Origin of the sequence: Bacteroides propionicifaciens DSM 19291 = JCM 14649 (genome assembly GCF_000375405.1) — a bacterium.
GTDB lineage: Bacteria > Bacteroidota > Bacteroidia > Bacteroidales > Bacteroidaceae > Bacteroides_E > Bacteroides_E propionicifaciens.
The window spans coordinates 41,478-62,239 of the sequence record NZ_AQWS01000004.1 but is presented as its reverse complement, the minus strand read 5'-3'; the positions used below and the strand labels follow the sequence as shown (position 1 = coordinate 62,239).

17 protein-coding genes are annotated in these 20,762 nt (G+C 39.2%); 9 read left to right on the top strand and 8 right to left on the bottom strand.

Annotation, left to right across the window (positions count from 1 at the left end):
• Positions 1 to 8: 8 nt before the first annotated feature.
• Positions 9 to 599 carry a GTP cyclohydrolase I FolE gene (gene folE / locus B091_RS0102055; RefSeq protein WP_018108346.1) on the top strand — a complete coding sequence of 197 codons (591 nt, stop codon included), beginning with the start codon at positions 9 to 11 and terminating at the stop codon, positions 597 to 599.
• On the opposite strand, the gene dnaG is transcribed toward folE, so the two are convergent.
• From dnaG to B091_RS0102015, 8 genes are all read right to left on the bottom strand, one after another.
• Positions 600 to 2,588, bottom strand: a complete 1,989-nt coding sequence (gene dnaG / locus B091_RS0102050) for a DNA primase (RefSeq protein ID WP_018108345.1) — start codon at positions 2,586 to 2,588, stop codon at positions 600 to 602.
• Between the two features lie 86 nt (positions 2,589 to 2,674).
• Complete coding sequence (locus B091_RS0102045) at positions 2,675 to 3,448, bottom strand: prephenate dehydrogenase/arogenate dehydrogenase family protein (RefSeq protein WP_018108344.1); 774 nt, start codon at positions 3,446 to 3,448, stop codon at positions 2,675 to 2,677.
• Positions 3,445 to 4,518, bottom strand: coding sequence for a bifunctional 3-deoxy-7-phosphoheptulonate synthase/chorismate mutase type II (locus B091_RS0102040; protein WP_018108343.1), 1,074 nt, complete (start codon positions 4,516 to 4,518; stop codon positions 3,445 to 3,447). Before B091_RS0102040 ends, B091_RS0102045 begins: the two co-directional genes overlap by 4 nt.
• A gap of 12 nt (positions 4,519 to 4,530) precedes the next feature.
• Entirely contained in the window at positions 4,531 to 5,727 is a 1,197-nt protein-coding gene (locus B091_RS0102035; RefSeq protein WP_018108342.1) for a pyridoxal phosphate-dependent aminotransferase, read from the bottom strand.
• Positions 5,702 to 6,541 carry a prephenate dehydratase gene (locus tag B091_RS0102030; protein ID WP_018108341.1) on the bottom strand — a complete coding sequence of 280 codons (840 nt, stop codon included), beginning with the start codon at positions 6,539 to 6,541 and terminating at the stop codon, positions 5,702 to 5,704. Before B091_RS0102030 ends, B091_RS0102035 begins: the two co-directional genes overlap by 26 nt.
• 279 nt (positions 6,542 to 6,820) lie before the next feature.
• A complete protein-coding gene (locus B091_RS0102025) occupies positions 6,821 to 8,746 on the bottom strand; it encodes a RecQ family ATP-dependent DNA helicase (RefSeq protein WP_018108340.1) in 1,926 nt (641 codons plus the stop codon).
• A gap of 1 nt (position 8,747) precedes the next feature.
• Entirely contained in the window at positions 8,748 to 10,469 is a 1,722-nt protein-coding gene (gene recJ / locus B091_RS0102020; RefSeq protein ID WP_018108339.1) for a single-stranded-DNA-specific exonuclease RecJ, read from the bottom strand.
• 286 nt (positions 10,470 to 10,755) lie between these two features.
• Positions 10,756 to 11,187, bottom strand: coding sequence for an acyl-CoA thioesterase (locus B091_RS0102015; RefSeq protein ID WP_018108338.1), 432 nt, complete (start codon positions 11,185 to 11,187; stop codon positions 10,756 to 10,758).
• A 221-nt stretch (positions 11,188 to 11,408) separates the two neighbouring features.
• Here B091_RS0102015 and B091_RS0102010 point away from each other — a divergent pair, with 221 nt between their 5' ends.
• From B091_RS0102010 to glmM, 8 genes are read left to right on the top strand one after another with little or no spacing between them, the layout of a single operon-like run.
• Positions 11,409 to 11,972 (top strand): L-threonylcarbamoyladenylate synthase, encoded by a 564-nt coding sequence (locus B091_RS0102010; protein ID WP_018108337.1) that lies wholly within the window; start codon positions 11,409 to 11,411, stop codon positions 11,970 to 11,972.
• A gap of 45 nt (positions 11,973 to 12,017) precedes the next feature.
• The gene (locus B091_RS0102005; RefSeq protein ID WP_025069386.1) at positions 12,018 to 13,808 is read left to right on the top strand and encodes a chloride channel protein; all 1,791 of its coding nucleotides are present in this window, start codon (positions 12,018 to 12,020) and stop codon (positions 13,806 to 13,808) included.
• A 3-nt stretch (positions 13,809 to 13,811) separates the two neighbouring features.
• Positions 13,812 to 14,786, top strand: coding sequence for a methionyl-tRNA formyltransferase (gene fmt, locus B091_RS0102000; protein WP_018108335.1), 975 nt, complete (start codon positions 13,812 to 13,814; stop codon positions 14,784 to 14,786).
• A gap of 52 nt (positions 14,787 to 14,838) precedes the next feature.
• Positions 14,839 to 15,492 (top strand): ribulose-phosphate 3-epimerase, encoded by a 654-nt coding sequence (gene rpe / locus B091_RS0101995; RefSeq protein WP_018108334.1) that lies wholly within the window; start codon positions 14,839 to 14,841, stop codon positions 15,490 to 15,492.
• Positions 15,493 to 15,505: 13 nt separating this feature from the next.
• Positions 15,506 to 17,578, top strand: a complete 2,073-nt coding sequence (locus B091_RS0101990; RefSeq protein WP_018108333.1) for a ComEC/Rec2 family competence protein — start codon at positions 15,506 to 15,508, stop codon at positions 17,576 to 17,578.
• 55 nt (positions 17,579 to 17,633) lie between these two features.
• A complete protein-coding gene (locus B091_RS0101985) occupies positions 17,634 to 18,665 on the top strand; it encodes a DHH family phosphoesterase (protein ID WP_018108332.1) in 1,032 nt (343 codons plus the stop codon).
• Positions 18,666 to 18,676: 11 nt separating this feature from the next.
• Positions 18,677 to 19,291, top strand: coding sequence for a BamK family beta-barrel-assembly machinery protein (gene bamK, locus B091_RS0101980; protein ID WP_018108331.1), 615 nt, complete (start codon positions 18,677 to 18,679; stop codon positions 19,289 to 19,291).
• Between the two features lie 13 nt (positions 19,292 to 19,304).
• Positions 19,305 to 20,693 carry a phosphoglucosamine mutase gene (glmM, locus tag B091_RS0101975; RefSeq protein WP_018108330.1) on the top strand — a complete coding sequence of 463 codons (1,389 nt, stop codon included), beginning with the start codon at positions 19,305 to 19,307 and terminating at the stop codon, positions 20,691 to 20,693.
• Positions 20,694 to 20,762 lie beyond the last annotated feature (69 nt).

The following is a 20,762-nucleotide window of genomic DNA, read 5'->3' as shown; positions in this document are numbered from 1 at the left end:
TAGATAAAATGCAAAATCAAGATATTACCAAGCCGTTTGATACGGATATTGACAGCCTCAAAGATCATTATAAAGCTATATTAAACCTTTTGGGTGAAGATGCTGAACGTGAAGGCTTAATTAAAACTCCCGAACGTGTAGCCAAAGCTATGCTTACCCTTACTCGTGGTTATCATATGGATCCTAAAGAGGTGTTGATGAGTGCTCGTTTTAAAGAGGATTATAGCCAGATGGTTATCGTGAAGGATATCGATTTCTTTTCACTTTGTGAACATCACATGCTTCCTTTTTATGGTACAGCACATGTGGCCTATATTCCTAATGGTTACATCACAGGGCTTAGTAAGATTGCTCGTGTAGTCGATATATTCTCTCATCGTTTGCAAGTTCAGGAGCGAATGACCCTTCAGATTAAAGAGTGTATCCAAGAGGCACTTAACCCCTTGGGTGTTATGGTTGTCGTTGAAGCAAAACATATGTGTATGCAAATGCGTGGTGTAGAGAAGCAAAACTCCATTACCACAACATCCGACTTTACAGGTGCTTTTCAGCAAGCTAAGACGCGTGAAGAGTTTATGAATCTAATCCGTACTCGTTAATTACAAACTTGGTGGTATAATTACTCTATCACCTAGTTTTTTTGCCATCACACTCTGTATCTCTTTTAGCTCCATATACTGCTCCATTGCAGCATTGCATTTTTCGGGATCGTTCATGATGCCCGGATCTTTTAGTGCCTGAAGAATATGCTTGACCTCAGCCAATAAGAGAGCATTCTTGAAATTGACTAGTAGCATTGGCACAAGCTCGTCGAGTCGTTCTTCGTCTGTAATTATAGTCTGTCCCTTGGTGTGATACTTGCTTAGTTGATATTTATCACTCACCAAATCTGCTGCTAATCGGCTAATATCTGGGTTAGGGTGAGATAAAAAGAATCTGCTAATCTCACCTTCCTGTTGATTGAGTAAAAACTGTTTACTCTCTTCGAGTAGAGAGCGATGTAGTGGGTTATAAAATTCGATTTCGTCTTGCCTTAAATCTCTTATTATATATTCTATCACACTTAATTCGGTCTCTTCGCCTAGTTCGTTGACAACGGTGCATAAGGGTAGATTACCGTATCGCACAATGGTTTGTACAATGAGTCTTTCAAATTGATAGAACTCTTGTCCTTCCTGACCAATCTTGGGTATGTAAGATGCCCTCTTTGCTGCTTGTTCTGGAGTTTCTTGAGCAAGTTTGTCTTTCTCCCTACGTAAGAGGTTTTTTCTCTTTTGCAACTCCTCACGCTTAATCTTCGTGATTTCTGCCACCAATACCGTTTCAGAAATATGTAGCAGTTGACTGCTCTCTTTAATGTATACCGAGCGGATTATGGCTTCAGGGATTACAGCAATACTCTTAACAATATCGGCAATAAGCTCGGCTTTTTTAATTGGGTCTTCACCTGCTTCATCCATAAGTAGGCCAATCTTAAAGCGAATAAAGTCGGTCTCATGTTGTTTGATGTAGGCTTGGAAACTCGTTGCATTTTGTTTTCGGGCAAAAGAGTCGGGGTCTTCTCCTTCAGGAAGTAGTACCACCTTTACATTCATGCCCTCTTCGAGAAGCATGTCGATCCCCCTTATAGAGGCATGGATACCCGCTTTATCACCATCGTATAGAACCGTGATGTTATCGGTAAAGCGATGGATAAGTCGGATTTGCCCCGTAGTGAGAGCTGTTCCAGATGAGGATACTACGTTTTCTACCCCTGCCTGGTGCATAGAGATAACGTCGGTGTAGCCTTCGACAAGAAAGCAATTATCAGCTTTTACGATAGCTTGCTTGGCGAAATAAATACCGTATAGCTCATTACTCTTAGTGTAGATATCCGATTCGGGTGAATTGACATACTTAGCAATTCGCTTATTCTCTGTGTTGAGTGTTCGTCCTCCAAAGGCAACAACCTTTCCTGATAGTGTATGAACAGGGAATATAACACGGCTCCAAAATCGATCTCGCAGTTCGTGCTGATCCGTTTCGTAGCATAATCCAGTCTTAACGATAAACTCTTTCTTAAATCCTCTCAGTTGAGCCTCGTTAGCAAAAGCATTGTTTGACTCGGTCGAGTAACCCAATTGAAATTTGGTTATGATATCTTCGCGGAATCCCCTTTGCTTGAAATAAGCAAGCCCGATAGCTCTACCTTGAGGGTGATCGTGTAGAATCTTAGAAAAATAATCTCGAGCATAATCGTTGACCACAAACATACTCTCACGCGTACTTCGTGCTTGCATCTGCTCGGGTGTTAGCTCTTTCTCCTGAATCTCGATATTGTATTTCTTACCCAAGAACTTGAGTGCTTCGTAGTAGTTGAGCTGCTCGTGCTCCATGATGAAGTGCACCACATTTCCACCTTTACCGCAACTAAAACATTTGCAGATTTGCTTTGATGGTGACACACTAAACGATGGAGTCCGTTCGTCGTGGAAAGGGCATAAACCAATGTAGTTGACACCCCTTTTACGAAGTGTTACAAATTCTGACACGACATCAACAATTTGAGCTGCATTAATAATACGGTCTATGGTTCCTTGGTCTATCATTTTATGTTTCCTCTATTAGTCAGACAAAAATACTCGTTTTAGTTGGATCCACCCCATAAGATTAGTCAATAAAACAAAAGAGAAGATTATTCAATCTTCTCTCTTATTTTGGTTAGGTATTTCCCCATTTCGGTAGCATCTTTTTCTTGAATTATCTCTTGTAATATTTTCAATTCATTGATGATATTCTCTATCTGATTGGGTGTTTTAGAGTTGAACAAGATCTCCTGTAACAGAAAATCGTCTTCTCCAAGTACCCCTCGAGCTATAGCCATATGTTTCTTAAAGGTTGTTCCTGGAGCCTCTTGGTGTTTCATTACGGCCGAGAAAACAAAAGAAGAAACAAACGGAATAGAGAGCGAATAAGCTGCAGTTTCGTCGTGCTCTTCAAAAGAGTATTCAAAAATGTTTAGCTTCAGCTTGCTATACAGGTCTCTGAAAAAGGTTTTACCCAAGTGATTACTTTCGCTAATGATAATCGCACTCTCGTTACCAAGGTTCGACAAACTCGCAAAAGTAGGGCCAAACATCGGGTGGGTCGATACAAATGGAAACCCACACTCCTTATAGAAATCTTTGAGTCCGTTTTTGATAGAAGCAATATCACTCAAGATACACTCCTTTGGAATTACTGGGATGATATGTTTAAATGCTTCAATAGTATATTTTACGGTTGCAGCATTAATAACCAGTTCGGGTTTGAAGGCTCTGATCTCCTCTAAATCGGTGAAACGATAGGTGTTATATACAAAACGTAGTTTTTGAGGATTCGTTTCGTATACTGCTGTTTCGTGATCAAAACTCAACACATCGTTGAAGAAAGAGCCCATCTTTCCCGCTCCCAATATTAAAATTCTCATCGCAACTTTTGATTAATAATTTCTATTTGTTGGCGAACTGATTCTTCATGAATAGATTCAAATACCCCCTTAATAAAGTCTCCTGCCATGTCGCAAGCAGCACCTTGCTCACCACGTTTATTAATAATTTCATTGTAACGTCCAGTTTGTAGGACAGTCATGTTATGCTCTTTCTTGTAAGTACCTATTTCACGAACAATTCGCATTCTCTTCGAAAGGACTTCGATCAAGTCGTTATCGCAATCGTCAATTTGCTTACGTAGGATATTTAAATTCTCGGTAGATTGACTCATTCCTTCGCGAATAACGAGCATGTTCAGGATAAAGTCTAGTACCTCAGGGGTTACTTGTTGTGAAGCATCGCTCCAAGCCTGATCGGGGTTGCAATGACTCTCAACAATAAGTCCGTTGAAGTTTAAGTCCATCGCTTGTTGGCTGATTGGAGCAATTAACTCACGTTTACCACCAATATGACTTGGGTCACAAAGGATAGGAAGGTTTGGAATACGGCGTCTTAGTTCAATTGGGATATGCCATTGAGGTAGATTACGGTAGATTTTCTTCTCGTAGCTGCTGAAACCTCTGTGGATAGCTCCTAGTCGACGGATACCTGCATTATGAATTCTCTCGAGTGCACCAATCCATAATTCTAAATCGGGGTTTACGGGGTTCTTAACCAATACGGGAACATCAACACCCTGAAGAGCATCGGCAATCTCTTGTACGGCAAATGGATTTGCTGTTGTGCGTGCACCTACCCAAAGCACATCAATGCCTGCTTTTAAAGCCTCTTCTGTATGTTTGGCCGTAGCGATCTCGGTTGCTACGTATAGACCTGTTTCTTCTTTTACTCTCTTGAGCCACTCTAAACCAACACTACCTACACCTTCGAAACCACCGGGTTTAGTTCTAGGCTTCCATATTCCAGCTCTAAATATTTTTATACCCTTATCTACTAAGCTATGGGCTGCTGAAAGTACTTGTTCTTCTGTCTCTGCACTACACGGTCCTGCAATAACTAACGGACGCTTTTCGGGTACTCCTGGGAGTAAAATTGATTCTAATTCCATAATATATGTATCTTAATTTGTTTTGTTTATTTCGAGATTCTTAATTCTAAGCAAGGCTTCTTCTAATTGCTCTTCGTTGCAACATAGTGATAGCCTTATGTAACGCTCACCATTGCTTCCAAAGATAAAGCCTGGTGTTATAAATACATGTGCTGCATGAAGAATATATTCAGTAAGTTCTTCTACCTGCTTGTATCGTACTGGTATCTTAGCCCAAAGGAAAAGTCCCACTTGATTTTTGTCGTATCTACAACCCAGTTCATCTAAAATTTGAGTCGCTAGTGCTCTTCTACGTTTGTAATTATCGTTATTGTATTGATACCAGCCGTTATCTACTTTTAGTGCTTCAGCAGCAGCAAGTTGCATGGGTCTAAACATGCCACTATCCACATTGCTTTTGACCTTTAATATCCATGAGATAAACTTCTCATTGGCAGCTACCATCCCAATTCTCCAGCCAGGCATGTTGTGACTCTTACTCATCGAGTTGAGTTCTATACAACACTCTCTAGCTCCAGGGATACTAAGTATGCTTAACGGTTGCTCGTTTAAAATGAAGCTATAAGGGTTATCGTTGACCAATATAATATCATTTTGATGGGCAAATTCAACTAAGCGTTTAAATAGGGCTGGAGTTGCATTGGCACCTGTTGGCATATTGGGATAATTAGTCCACATGATTTTAACCTTGCTTAGGTCCATCTTCTGCAATGCATCAAAATCGGGCATCCAATTATTAGCCTCATCTAAATCGTAGTGTACGACCTCTGCGCCGAGCATTTTGCTGAGTGATGTATAGGTAGGGTATCCTGGATTTGGCACCAGTACCTGTTCACCAGGGTTTACAAAGGCCAGTGTGATGTGTAGGATTCCTTCTTTTGAGCCGATCAGGGGTTGAATCTCTGTTTTAGAGTCAAGGCTCACATTGTACCATTGTTTGTACCATTTGGAGAACTCTTCTCTTAGTTCAGGAATCCCAACATAAGGTTGGTAGCCGTGATTATGTGTATTATGTGCCTGTTCACACAGTGTATTAATAACATGTTTGGTTGGAGGTAAATCAGGACTTCCAATACCCAAACTGATAACATTCATGCCTTCGGCATTCATCTGAGCAACTTCTTTGAGCTTACTCGAGAAGTAGTACTCCTTGATGTCCTGCAATCTTTCGGCAGGATGTACCTTAAAAATTGTATTGTCCTTCTTCATATTCTCCTAATACTTTTAAATCGCTAGTTAGTGGTTTAATCGCCTCTAAGGCTTGTTTGTATGCTTCGTATTCGTCAAAAGTGACATCTATATAAAACTGATATTCCCATTCTCGTCCAAGTATGGGTAGAGACTGAATTTTGGTTAGGTTCATTGTATAAAAAGAAAGAATTGATAGGATAGGAGCCAGACTACCACGTTTATGTGGAAGCGTAAACACTAAGCTTGCCTTGTTGATCTCTTTAGGAGTGAGTTGCTCATTTGCCAAAGTCGATTGAACAATAAGAAAGCGTGTAAAATTGTGTTTATTGGTTTCTATCCCTTGTTCTAAAACTTTGAGATTATTAATCTCTGCTGCTTTCTTTGAACAAATCGAAGCATGACCACGCAATTGTTGTTTGTGGATCTCTTCTGCACTTAATGCCGTATCTTCATGTTCTACAACCTTAAAGGTAGGATGTGCTTGTAAAAAAGCTCTACATTGTGCTAAGGCAATAGGGTGTGAGTTAACCTCTGTAATATCCTCCCATGACTCGTCGGGTAAGCAGGCAAAGCTATGCGAAATCCTCAATTTATGCTCACCCATTATATTGGTGTTGCTTATTTTGAGTAGTTCGTTATTGTGTAATAGACTGCCAGCTATAGTGTTCTCAATGGCAAGCATTCCCAATACTTCGGGGTTTTCAACAATTGTATTGAAAATTTGCTCGAATGTTGAACAACAAATTAACTCGACTTGCTCCCCTTCAAAATATTGGTGGGCAGCTATATCATGGTATGATCCATGGACTCCTTGAATTGCGATCTTTTTCATTCTTTTTTTACAATAAAAAAACCCGCTCTGTTTGAGCGGGTTTCCTAAATATCTTATAAATGATTTATTTTACATTCAATTAAGGCATACAACTTCCCGCTCTACTCTGTAGTCCAAAGTAAAAATAAAAAAAGAAGAAGTATGTAAAGCTGAATGTTCTCATTGCTGTTTCTTTATATGCTATGGTTACAAATGTAGCGAATTAATTAAATAAACCAAATATTTTAATCAATTATCTCGTAATTAGTGCTAATTACTATCAATACATTACTTATATAGTTATTGTTCACTATTTTGTCTTATCTCTGAATTACTGATAAACCCATCTTCCTCTTTGATTAATCCCTCATCAATCAGAAATTCGAGGGTTTGAAGAAGAAGGTTTTCGGTGGTGTCAACTTTGTTTGCTAACTCTTGGATGGAGTAGTTATTGTCCTTAACTAGTGCTATCACTTTTGAGGATAACTCATCAAATTGGTTTGTTGAGATTCTTTTTTTATGACTCGTTATGCAAACATCGCAAGTGCCACAATTGTCTTGATTTTGCTCACCAAAGTAGCGCAGTAGTTGTCGGCTTCGACAATGGTTCTGATCTTTTACGTAATCTAGAATGGCGGTGACACGTTTGATGTAGTTTTCTTTTCGATCTTCGTACACTGCTTTTGGGATAATAAGTCGGCCTAAGTCGACTCGTTCTCGCGTATAGATAAGAAAGGGGGTCTTTTTGCGTGGTATGTAGTTAATGAGTCTTCTTTTTGTGAAATTAAGTAAGACTTCGTACACACGTTCTCGCGTTAACCCCGTTTTGGTGGCTATTGCCGATTCATTGATGTGGGCATAATCGGTAAATAGTCCTGTATAGGTTCGCAATAATACATTAAGCACTTTCTCAGCATCACCATCCATCTCTCTAAGCTTGTAGAGTTCATCTCGGCGTACTGTAAAGATAAGCCGTGAAGGGTTATCTTGTTCTTCGGTATATTCGATAAAACCTGTCTGAGTAAGTATGGACAGTGCATTATGTGCTTGTACGGGGAAATGTTTGAAGCGCAGGCAAAACTCTTCTAGGTTGAAGTCGTAGATGCAACCCAGTCCATCACCCATAGCCATCTGAAAATAGTATTGCAGGTGCTCGTAGATGTTTAGGATATACTCTTTTTCGGGGTAATTGTCTTTGATTCTCTTCTGAAGCTTAGCTTGGTCTGCATTGGAGTACAGAATGATTGAGCGGGCATTTTTGCCGTCACGTCCTGCTCTTCCTGCTTCTTGAAAATAGGCTTCAATCGAGTCGGGTAGGTCGATGTGAAGTACAAGGCGTACGTCAGCTTTATCGATACCCATCCCAAAGGCATTGGTCGCTACCATAACACGATACTCACCTGACTGCCATTTCTTTTGGCGTTGATCTTTAAGCTCGTGGTTGAGACCAGCATGGTAGAAGGTAGATGAAATACCATTTCGTGTTAAGAAATCAGACATCTCTTTAGTTCGCTTTCTACTTCGCGCGTAAATGATCGTACTTCCCTTTAGCTTGGCAAGTAATTTAAGAATTACCCCAGATTTATCGTCGGTATGGTGCACAATATAAGCTAAGTTCTTTCGTTCAAAACTCATTTTAAAGACTCTTTTTTCTCTGAAATGAAGTTTCTCTTGAATATCTATAACTACTTCTGGGGTAGCTGTAGCGGTAAGGGCAAGTATGGGGACCTCAGGTTTAAGTACTCGAATATCGGCAACTTGCAGGTAGGCAGGTCTAAAATCGTATCCCCATTGGGAGATGCAATGACTCTCGTCGACTGCAAAGAGACAGACGGGCATTTTCTTGAGCTTATCCTTGAACAGATCAGTGGCCAAACGTTCGGGTGATACGTAAAGAAATTTGTATCCTCCAAAGATGCAATTATCTAGGGTGACATTGATTTCGGTGGAGTTCATTCCCGAGTATATGGCGGCAGCTTTTATACCTCGGTCTTTCAGATTGGCTACCTGATCTTTCATGAGCGCAATAAGTGGCGTAATAACGATACAAATTCCCTCTTTAGCAAGTGTAGGCACTTGAAAAGTAATGGACTTTCCTCCTCCCGTAGGCATCAATCCGAGTGTGTCGTATCCTTGATCGATACTCTCAATGATCTCTTGTTGAATTCCACGGAAGGAGTCGTAACCCCAATATTGTTTTAATACCTCTAGATACTTAGAGTTCATCTTATAACTCCCTTGGCTTTATGTCTTCGATATGCAACTGAATTTCTCCCTTTCGGTGTGTATTGGCTTCAATGGTATAACAGATATCGAATGAACGACGGCTTTTTATATACCGAACATGGTTGCTTTGGCCAAAAGCAATCCCATTAAAAATCTTATTCGACTGACTGTCTATAAGTTCTAACTTGATGTGTTCTTGGTTTCTTCCTACAACCTTGCTTGTGCCATAGTCGTAAACTTGCTCTGTACAAAAGATCGGTTTATGATTAAGTGGTCCGTGGGGGTTAAAGAGCTGCAAGTCACGACAGAACTTTTGCGTAATATCAATAAACTTGAGGTCTGAATCAATCTCAATGCTCGACTCCAATTGGTCTGGGCGGATATGTTCTGTTACGTATGCTTCAAATCGTTTAGTAAAAGTTTCAATGTGCTCTTCTTTTAGCGATAAACCTGCGGCATAGGTATGCCCCCCAAAACTTTCGAGTAGATCTCGGCAATGTTCAACAGCCTTATAGACATCGAAACCTGGTACCGAACGTGCTGAACCTGTAGCAAGTCCTCCTGATTTACAGAGAACTACTGTCGGTTTGTAATGAATTTCGGTTAGTCTTGAAGCCACAATTCCGATGACACCTTGGTGCCAGTTTTCATCGTACAACACCATTGAGCGTCTATCCGATAGGTCACTCAGGTTATCGACAATAGTGTTGGCTTCTTGAGTTATGGCTTTATCTAAGTCTTTGCGTGTCTCGTTATATTCGTTTATTTGAATACTTTTTTCGACAGCGCGTTGGACATCGGTTTCAACCATCAAATCAACAGCTTCTTTGCCACTCTCGATTCTTCCAGATGCATTGATTCGTGGTCCAATTTTGAAGACAATATCGCTTATTGTAAGTTCTTTGCCCGTCAAACCACAAATGTTGATGATAGATTGTAATCCAACGCTGGGGTGTGAATTTAATCGTTTTAACCCGTGATAGGCTAAAATTCTATTTTCACCCATGATAGGTACAATATCTGAAGCAATACTTACCGCAACCAAGTCGAGCAAAGGTGTAAGCTGACTAAAGCTTATGTCATTGCTTTGTGCAAAGCCCTGCATAAACTTAAAACCTACGCCACATCCCGACAGATCAGTGTAGGGGTAGGTATTGTCTAGTCTTTTGGCATTTAGAATAGCTACAGCTGGTGGAAGAGTTTCGTCTGGCACATGGTGGTCGCAGATGATAAAATCAATTCCTTGGCTTTGAGCATAGGTAATCTCCTCAACGGCTTTTATACCACAGTCGAGTATAATGATTAATTTGACTCCCGACTGACTAGCATAATTTATACCTTGTCTTGATACACCATATCCTTCATCGTAACGATTGGGGATATAGTAGTCTATATTTGAATAATATAGTTTCAAAAATCGGTAAACTAAGGCTACTGATGTTGTACCATCTACGTCGTAATCGCCGTAGATCAAAATCCGTTCTTTATTTAAAATAGCCTGGTTGAGTCGCTCCACAGCTAAGTCCATATCTTGCATCAAAAAAGGATCATGTAGATCCTTCAAGTCAGGATAGAAGAAGGATTTAGCATCTTCTGGAGTTTGTATGTCGCGTTGAATCAGGAGTTGTCCTAAGATCGGACTTATGCCCAACTCTCTGGCCAATTTATGGCTTTTTTCTAGCTCTTGCGGCGAAAAAGCATGGTAATTCCATAAGTGATTCATCTATATATTGTTTTCTTGTTTTCTTTCGATACTCAAGAGTAAAAGCTTCAAATTGCTCCAACTCTAGATTTGTAAAAGTACTAAAAAAGCCTATGATTTCCTTTTGTTTAGACTTATTTTAATTAGAGTCTTTGATTTCCACTTAAAGGGTTATCGGCTTAAGTTTTAGCTTGGTTTGATGGTGATAACCAGCTACTCTACTGCAAATGACTAGGTCGTTAGAGGGCTGCGAGTAAGTCGGAGGTAGCAAAGTACTAGGCTCTTATTGATTGAAGATAAGCTCCTCTTATTTTCGTCTTACATCTTTACCCTCGAAGTCGCAAATGGCCTCTTTCCAATCTTCAGATAAGGGTTTGGAACAGTGGTTTTCTAAGTCATAAGTCACCATTACCGATTTACAAGAGCATTTTACTTGTTGGGTATTTTGATCAATCACCTCTTGATAGAGTTGAAAGCTCTTATTGCCAATTTGGGTCACTGCAGTTTGTACAGCAATGCGGTTAGTGGAATAAATTTGCTCTATAAAGTCAATTTCAAGATGTACAACCATTATGGCATCTTTGTTCCAGTCGACATTGGGGCATACAGAACCAAAGTAATTGGTTTTACCCAAATCGTAGAATGAGAAGTATACGGAGTTATTAACATGACCAAACTGGTCGATGTCGTTAAAGCGAAGTTGGATGGGTAGGATATGTTTGAAATTACTTTTTTCCATTTGTCTGTTATACTTAGATTCCAACAAAATTACGCTTTTACGCCCAACGACTCAATTAAAATCATGAGAAAGAAAATAAAAACGCTTAAAAAGGTAAGAGTTGGTGTATAAACTTTGAATTCGAGCTTACTAAAAGAAATACTATTTTATACTTTTCAATTATTGAGTTTTAAAAGCTATTTTTGTAATTCTAAAGCAATATAAAACATCCCAATAAAATTATGATAGAAGATTTAAAAAAAGCCTGCCAAGTCTTGTACGATGGGGGAATTATTCTCTACCCTACCGATACTGTGTGGGGAATTGGTTGCGATGCAACAAACCCTGAGGCTGTGCAGCGTGTCTATGAGATCAAGCAAAGAACCGATAGCAAGGCTTTACTTGTGATGGTTGACTCTACTGTTAAGGTCGATTTCTATGTTGACGTAGTGCCTCCAGTAGCTTGGGATTTGATCGAGCTTACCGATAAGCCATTAACTCTAATTTATGATGGTGCGCGTAATCTTGCTCCAAACCTATTGCCTGAAGATGGCAGTATCGGAATTCGTGTTACTACCGAAAAGTTTAGCCAACAATTATGCCAACGCTTCCGAAAAGCGATCATATCGACTTCTGCTAACATCAGTGGCCAGCCTACACCGGCTAATTTTTCTGAAATTAGTGAGGAGATAAAGGCTCAAGTAGATTATATTGTGGAATATCGACAAAATGATATGAGCCGTCCTAAACCTTCTAGTATTATAAAACTAGGTAAGGGTGGACAAGTAAAAGTAATCAGACAATAAAGAGTCTGGGTTAATAGGAGTCAGTATTTAAAATAAAACAATAAAATTAAATTGGAGAATCTAAGTTTGTATCAGCGTATTCTTGATTGGAGAGAGAATAAAATAAGTGAAAAGCATTTTATTTTAATTTTGAGCTTTGTAGTGGGGATACTGACGGCTTTGGCCGCATTGCTACTCAAAGTAATGATTCACTTTATTCAGACTTTTCTTACCAATAACTTTAGTAGTACGGGAGCGAATTACCTCTACCTAATTTATCCTGTTGTTGGTATTTTTCTGACTGGGCTTTTTGTCCGATATATCGTAAAAGATGATATTAGCCATGGGGTAACAAAAATTCTTTATGCTATATCTAAGCGTAAAGGGCGTATCAAACGCCACAACACTTGGAGCTCTATTATCGCCAGTTCTATAACCATTGGGTTTGGTGGATCGGTTGGAGGAGAGTCACCGATTGTACTTACGGGCTCAGCTATCGGATCAAATCTTGGTAGTCTATTTAAAGCTGAGCAACGTACGTTGATGTTACTTGTGGGTTGTGGTGCAGCAGGAGCTATTGCTGGGATATTTAAAGCTCCTATCACGGGGCTGGTTTTTGTTATTGAAGTATTGCTGCTCGATTTGACGATGAGTTCTCTTTTACCTCTACTTATTTCATCGGTTACTGCAGCTACGGTTTCGTACGTGATAACAGGTCAGGAGGCCATCTTCAAGTTCCATATGGATAATCCATTTGAGCTTGAGCGTATACCTTATGTTATATTACTGGGTTTTACTTGTGGTTTGGTTTCTTTGTACTTTACACGTACGATGAACAAGCTCGAGGGAATCTTTTCTAAATACAGGAGTCCTTATCAAAAGCTAGCGCTTGGTGGTGTTATGCTTAGTACCTTGATTTTCCTTTTTCCGGCACTTTATGGTGAGGGTTACGAAACCATTAACGTGTTGATCAATGGTAACACCGAGCTAGAATGGGATCGAGTCTTGGATAATTCTCTATTCTATGGTTACGGAAACTTACTTTTGGTTTATCTAGCCTTTGTTGTCTTATTCAAGGTTTTTGCGACTAGTGCTACCAATGGTGGTGGAGGTTGTGGTGGATTATTTGCGCCTTCACTCTTCTTGGGTTGTATCGCTGGTTTTGTGTTCTCACACGGTATTAATGGTTTAGATATCATTGGGCAGTTGCCCGAAAAGAATTTTGCGCTTATGGGAATGGCAGCTGTGATGGCTGCAGTAATGCATGCTCCACTGACTGGTGTTTTCTTGATTGCAGAGCTTACGGGGGGGTATGACCTATTTTTGCCTTTAATTATTGTTTCAGTTAGCTCTTATCTTACGATTTTAGCCTTTGAACCACATAGTATTTACTCTATGCGTTTGGCCAAGCAAGGTCAACTAATTACGCACCACAAAGATCGAGCCGTACTCACACTAATGAAGATGTCGAATGTTATTGAGAATAATTTCGTAGTGGTTTATCCCGATATGGATTTGGGTGAGATGGTCAAAGCCATAGCTTCTTCGAAGCGTAATGTATTCCCTGTTACAGATCATAAAGGGGTGCTTTTGGGAATAGTTTTACTCGACGATATCCGTAATATTATGTTCCGTCAAGAGCTTTACCATCGCTTCAAGGTAGAGAAGTTTATGACCTTCCCTCCAGCCAAAATATTGAATACGGAGCATATGGAAAACGTCATGCGTACTTTCGACGATACCAATGCTTGGAATCTGCCCGTGATTGATGAGGATGGTGTTTATTTGGGCTTTGTCTCAAAATCGAAGATATTTAACTCCTACCGTGAGGTATTAATTCATTTTTCAGAAGAATAAGTTATGAACAAAGAATCTCTTAGAATTATATATATGGGGACTCCCGAGTTTGCTGTGGAGCCCTTAAAAAAATTAGTAGAAAACAATTACAATGTTGTGGCTGTAGTGACCATGCCTGATAAACCAGCTGGGCGTGGACATAAAATTCAATACTCTGCGGTTAAAGAGTATGCTCTATCTCAGAATTTACCTATCCTTCAGCCTACTAATCTTAAAGATGAAGAGTTTATTCTCGAATTAGCGAGCTTCAAAGCCGATCTGCAAATTGTAGTGGCTTTTAGGATGTTGCCTGAGGTAGTCTGGGATATGCCTGAAATGGGAACTTTCAACCTACATGCTTCGTTATTGCCTCAGTATAGAGGTGCTGCACCTATCAATTGGTCTATAATTAATGGAGATGTTCAGACTGGTGTTACGACCTTCTTCCTACAACACGAGATTGATACGGGACATGTTCTTTTGCAACGTACGATTGAAATCGGGGCCGATGATAATGTTGGTGATGTACACGATCGACTTATGTGTTTAGGAGCCGATACAGTTATAGATACAGTTAATATCATTTTAGATGGGCAGGAGAACCCTATACCCCAAAATCAGTTGATAGAGGCTGAAAAAATGATTTTGAAAGCTGCCCCCAAAATATTTAAGGAGACTTGTCAGATTAACTGGGATCAGTCAGTTCAGGCTGTTCATAACTTTATTCGTGGTCTTTCACCTTATCCTGCAGCTTGGAGTACACTTGTTGATCAGCAAGGTGAAAAACGTGTCGTTAAAATCTTCCAAAGTAGAATGGTCGAGCGTATGCATGACTTAGCGATAGGCTCAATCCTTCAAGAAGAGAAAGACGAGCTATTGGTAGCCGTTCAAGGTGGGTTTATAGCCATTGAGGTTATGCAACTACCAGGAAAGAAACGTCTCCCTATAGCTGATTTACTTCGTGGGTTTGCTATTGATTCAAGCTTTCGTATGCTGTAAATTTAGAATGAAATAAGTATATTACAAACTATATTATTAAATATAATCGATCATGAAAAGACCTATAATATCTCCCTCAATTCTATCTGCAAACTTTGCTCATTTGGCAGATGACATGAAGATGGTCAATGAGTCGGATGCCGATTGGGTTCATATTGATATCATGGATGGGGTTTTTGTACCTAATATATCCTTTGGGTTTCCTGTGCTTAAGTATGTAGCCGAGCTAACCACAAAACCTCTTGATGTACACTTGATGATTGTTCAGCCCGAAAAGTTTATTCCTGAAGTTAAGGCTTTAGGAGCAGAGATTATGAATGTACATTTTGAAGCTTGCCCACACCTACACCGTGTGATTCAACAAATCAAAGAAGCAGGTATGAAACCTGCAGTAACTATCAACCCTGCAACTCCTGTTTCTTTCTTGAAAGACATCATTAAAGATGTATATATGGTTTTGCTAATGAGTGTTAACCCAGGTTTTGGAGGTCAAAAATTTATCGAGAACACAATAGATAAGGTTAAAGAACTCCGTGAGCTTATTGAAGTTTCGGGATCTCATGCCCTAATCGAAATTGATGGTGGTGTAAATCTTGAAACTGGTAAACGTCTTGTTGAGGCTGGTGCCGATGTTCTTGTAGCGGGTAGTGCAATTTTTAATGCTCCCGACCCAATCAAAATGACAAAAGAGATGAAGAACTTATAATTAGATCTTCGTTGTGGATCTTAATTTTATCCATAAATACCCTCTAGTAAGGATATTAATCCCCTTATTAGGGGGTATTATTTTTGCTGATACCTACGATAGTTCTCCAATCTCTATTGGTCTATTTATTGCAGTTGAGCTGGTTTTGCTTCTAATTCTACTTGTTTTACACCTGAAGAATAAAAGCTTTCGGATGCGTTGGCTTTTTGGAGTGGTTTTGGCAATGTTCTTATTTTTTATGGGGCTAATGCGTACGCAAGTTGAGCAACCTACAAAGTTTACTTGCGAATCTTCAACTCCACATCTAGCTACAGTGGTAAGTAGTGTGGAATTCAAAAATGGTCGATACCACCTTCTAGTTCAACTTGGCGATGGCTTAAAGGATAAAATTATACTTTATCTTCCTGCTGAATCTCTTGACACACCTGTGTTTGATCGAAATGATATTATTGCTTTTACAGGAAAACTAACGAGTCCCGATTCACCGCTGTTTAGCTTTGATTTCGATTATTCACGCTATCTTAGACATAAATCAATTGCTGGGACTTGTTTTGCAGAGACTGGATCAGTTAAAAAACTAATGGCAGGTGGAACTTCGTTTGCGGGGTGGCTTTACCAACAACGACAAAACATCTATGAGCGTTATATCTCTTTGGGATTAAAAGGGGGTCAACTAGCCTTAGTCTCAGCCCTGACACTAGGATTAAAAGAAGATTTAAGTGGTGATTTGAAGGGTGCATATGCTTCGGCAGGAGTTAGTCATGTACTTGCCCTCTCGGGTTTGCATATTGGTCTATTGTTTTTGATTTTATCGCTATTCTTTAAGCTGGTGGCTCGTTGGTTTGGGTTTAGAGATTCGCTGGCGTTAGTCTTAACAGTTATACTCTTGTGGCTCTTTGCCCTTTTTGTCGGTGGAAATCCTTCGGTGGTTCGATCGGTTCTACTTTATACCCTCTTGGGCTTGTCAACCCTCTCTTTAAGGCGACGGGTGGGTTTGAACTCTCTTGCTTTTGTCGCATTTGTAATGTTGCTCTTTAATCCCTTTTGGTTGTTTGATATTGGGTTTATCTTGTCGTTCTCAGCTGTTTTAGCGATTTTAATGTTTTATCCTTTAGTCTATTCCTTATTAAAGCCCAGGTATATACTAACACGCTATTTATGGGGGCTAATTGTAGTTTCATTGGCTGCACAACTCGGTACACTGCCTTGGATTATCTATTACTTTGAAAGCTTTCCGATCTATTTTTTGCTCGCCAATATCTTGGTAATCCCTATGATTACAATACTCTTATACTTCTTGGTGGTTTATGTAGCAATGCTTTGGATTCCCTATCTTGCGGAATTTTTGACTAGTCTGACACGCTGGCTAACAAGTTTAATTAATGATATTGTGATGTTTGTGGGTAACTTGCCCTATGCTAAGCTTACCGATATTTGCCTGTATCCTGTTGAGTTAGGATTACTATTTTTGCTGATTCTGGCTTTCTACTGCCTACTCAAATTCAGTGGAGCTCGCTATCTGTTTTTATTTTTGACCTCTATTCTTATTCTCGTTGGTGTTCATAGTGTTGAATATTATCATCATTTCCCCGAAAAATCACTTAAACTGATTCGAGATGGGCAAAACTACTTCGTTGAATGTGTAGAGAAAGGCGGAAAGCTTAGTTTGATAGTCCCTCAAGCCAGCACGCACGCTAAGCAACTTGTTATAAATAATCATCGCAGGTGGCTACGAAGTCATTACCATGCTCCTCAGGTTATTGACAGGGTTACAGTAGAAGGAGCTTTGGTGTATCAGGATGGAATCTTACTTTTTGATAAGGCTTCAGTTATGCTGGGGTCAGAATCTGTAAAACAGAAAGAATTGAAAGTCAGTCCTAATCGCTTTGAGGTTGATTATCTTATTTTAGATAAAAATAGCTATAATAAGCTAGCAGTTCTTCTAGATAATTATAAGTTTTCCACTATTTTAGCAGTCTTTAATCCATCAGTAGATCAAAAAAAGTTATTAATGTCGATTTGTCAAGCAAATAATATGGATTATATCTTCTTAGATAGAAAAGCTTATGTAGAGTTCTTACCATAAGAAGAAAGATTTTCTTAAATTTGCATACAATACGATCGTAATTTAAAATAAGATAATGCTAACAAAATTAATAGAACAATCTAAAGTAGAACAGTTTCAAGGTTGGTTAACTCAATACGAATCCTATGTTATTGTAGGACATATTGGTCCTGATGGTGATGCAGTAGGTTCTTCTTTAGGCTTAGCTGATTTGCTCAAAACCTTGGGCAAAAAGGTTCAAGTGATTATGCCCAACGAGTTTCCTGAATTCTTGGGTTGGCTTGCTGGGAGTCAAGATATTATCTTTTTTAATAAAAATACTAAAGAAGCTACTGATTGCATAATTAAAGCCGATGTATTGTGTATGCTTGATTTTAATACATTGAGCAGAGTAGGTGGAGATATGGCAAGTGTTTTAGAGCAATCAAAAGCTAAAAAGGTTATGATTGATCACCATTTGTTCCCAGGAGATCACTGTGATATCACAATATCTTATACTCAGGTTCCAGCAACTGCAGAACTTGTGTTTCGCCTTATTTACCAAATGGGGATGTTAGACAAAATGACTAAGTCTTCAGCTGAGTGTATCTATACAGGACTGATGACCGATACTGGATCATTCACATACAACTCTAATCGTAAAGAACTTTATACCATAATCAGCCTATTACTTGATCATGGCATTGATAAAGATTTAATTTATCGCCAAGTTAATCATACCTATTCAGAGGCTAGATTACGCTTGATGGGTCATGTATTGACAACCATGAAGGTATACCCAGAAAACATAGCTTTGCTAACCCTTACAGATGAGGAGCAAAATAAATTCGATTTCATTAAAGGTGATAGCGAAGGTTTCGTTAATATCCCCTTATCAATGAAGAATATAGTGTGTTCTTGTTTTCTAAAGGAAGATAAAGATCTTGGCTTAATTAAAGTTTCTTTGCGATCTGTGGGTACTTTCCCTTGCAATGAAATGGCTGCTGAGTTTTTTAATGGCGGTGGACATCGTAATGCTTCTGGTGGTGAGTTTTACGGAACTCTAGATGAGGCTATAAAAAGGCTAGAAGAAGCTATCTTAAAATTTAAACCATTATTATCTGCATAATATAAAGCAACATGAAAAAAACAGTATTCACCATACTATCTGTATTGGCTGTACTTATAGCATTCCAATCTTGTAGTAAGAGTAGAACCTACGCTGAGAGGTTAGCCGATGAGAAAAAGGCGATTGAAAGATACATCAAAAAACAGGATATTAAGGTAATCTCTATGGATGAGTTTATTTCAAATAATAAGGAAACTGATGTCGATAAGAATGAGTATGTAGAGCTTCAAACGGGTCTGTATATGCAGATTCAGACTAAAGGGTCTGAGAATCTTGCTGATACGTTTAAGACTAGATCTGAAATCACTGTTCGTTTTACAGAATACGATATTCCTCAAGGTTACTTTACAAATGCTAGTAATATAAATCAGGCTAACTTCGTAGATGCTTTCATCTATACTGTAGATAAAGATCGTCTGAGAGGTGAATTTGTAGATCGTGGTAATATGGTCGAAATCTATGGCAGTAAGACTGTGCCCTCGGGTTGGTTAATTCCGCTAAAATATATTCGACACAACGGTCATATTCGAGTTATTGTTTCTTCAAAACTAGGGCATACTGTAGCTAACCGTGAGGTAACTCCATATGCATATGATCTACGTAAGCTAGCAATATCAAAGCACTAATTAAATAAATACTATGACGTTAATTAAATCCATTTCAGGTATCCGCGGAACAATAGGCGGTAGAGTAGGGGAAGGATTGAATCCCCTAGATATCGTTAAATTTACAACGGCTTATGCCATCTTTATTCGCAAAACAACAACGGTTGATACGAATAAAATTGTAATTGGACGTGATGCGCGTATCTCAGGCGATATGGTTCGTGATATTATAGCTGGTACACTGATGGGAATGGGATGGAATGTTGTTGATCTTGGTTTAGCAACTACACCAACTACCGAATTGGCTGTTACAATGGAAAACGCATGCGGTGGTATTATTATTACTGCTTCACATAACCCCAAGCAGTGGAATGCATTAAAACTTCTCAATGAGAAGGGTGAATTCCTAAATGCAAAGGAGGGAGAAGAAATTCTAGCTTTAGCTGAATCCGAAGATTTTAATTATGTAGATGTGGATCAGTTGGGTGTTTATCATCGCGATAGCACTTATGATCAAAAACATATTGCAAGTGTTCTGGCTCTCGATTTGGTCGATGTTGAAGCAATCCGCAAAGCCAACTTTAGAGTAGCGATTGATTGTGTAAACTCGGTTGGTGGTATAATCTTACCGGAGCTGCTTGATCAGTTGGGTGTAAAGCATATTGAGAAACTTTATTGTGAACCAACAGGTCATTTTGCTCATAATCCTGAGCCTTTAGAGAAGAACTTAGGTGATATTATGGATTTGATGAAAGAAGGCAAGGCAGATGTCGCTTTTGTTGTTGATCCTGATGTTGATCGTTTAGCAATTATTTGTGAAGATGGTTCAATGTATGGTGAAGAATACACTTTAGTTACTGTTGCTGACTATATTCTAAAGCATACTCCAGGAAATACGGTGTCGAACTTAAGTTCAACACGGGCACTTCGTGACGTAACCCAGAAACACGGTATGAAGCATTTTGCATCAGCTGTTGGTGAGGTCAACGTAGTAACAAAAATGAAAGAGGTCAATGCTGTGATTGGTGGTGAAGGTAATGGTGGTATCATCTATCCAGAAAGCCATTACGGTCGTGATGCCCTTGTCGGTATCGCTCTATTTTTAACTCATTTAGCCCATGAGGGTAAAAAGGTTAGTGAAGTTAGAGCTTCTTACCCATCTTACTTTATTGCTAAAAATAAGGTGGATCTAACTCCTGAAATTGACGTTGACGCTATCCTTGAGAAAGTTAAAGCAATCTACAAAGATGAAGATATCAACGATATTGATGGTGTTAAGATTGACTTCCCTACCAAATGGGTGCACTTGAGAAAAAGCAATACTGAAGCAATCATTCGTATTTACAGTGAGGCTCAATCAATGGATGAGGCTGAAGCTTTAGGTAACGAGATTATTAAGGTCATTAAAGATCTTTCTAAGTAAGCTTACTATTAAATAACAACATAAGAAAGGGCTAGATGATCATTGATTTATCTAGCCCTTTTTTGTATC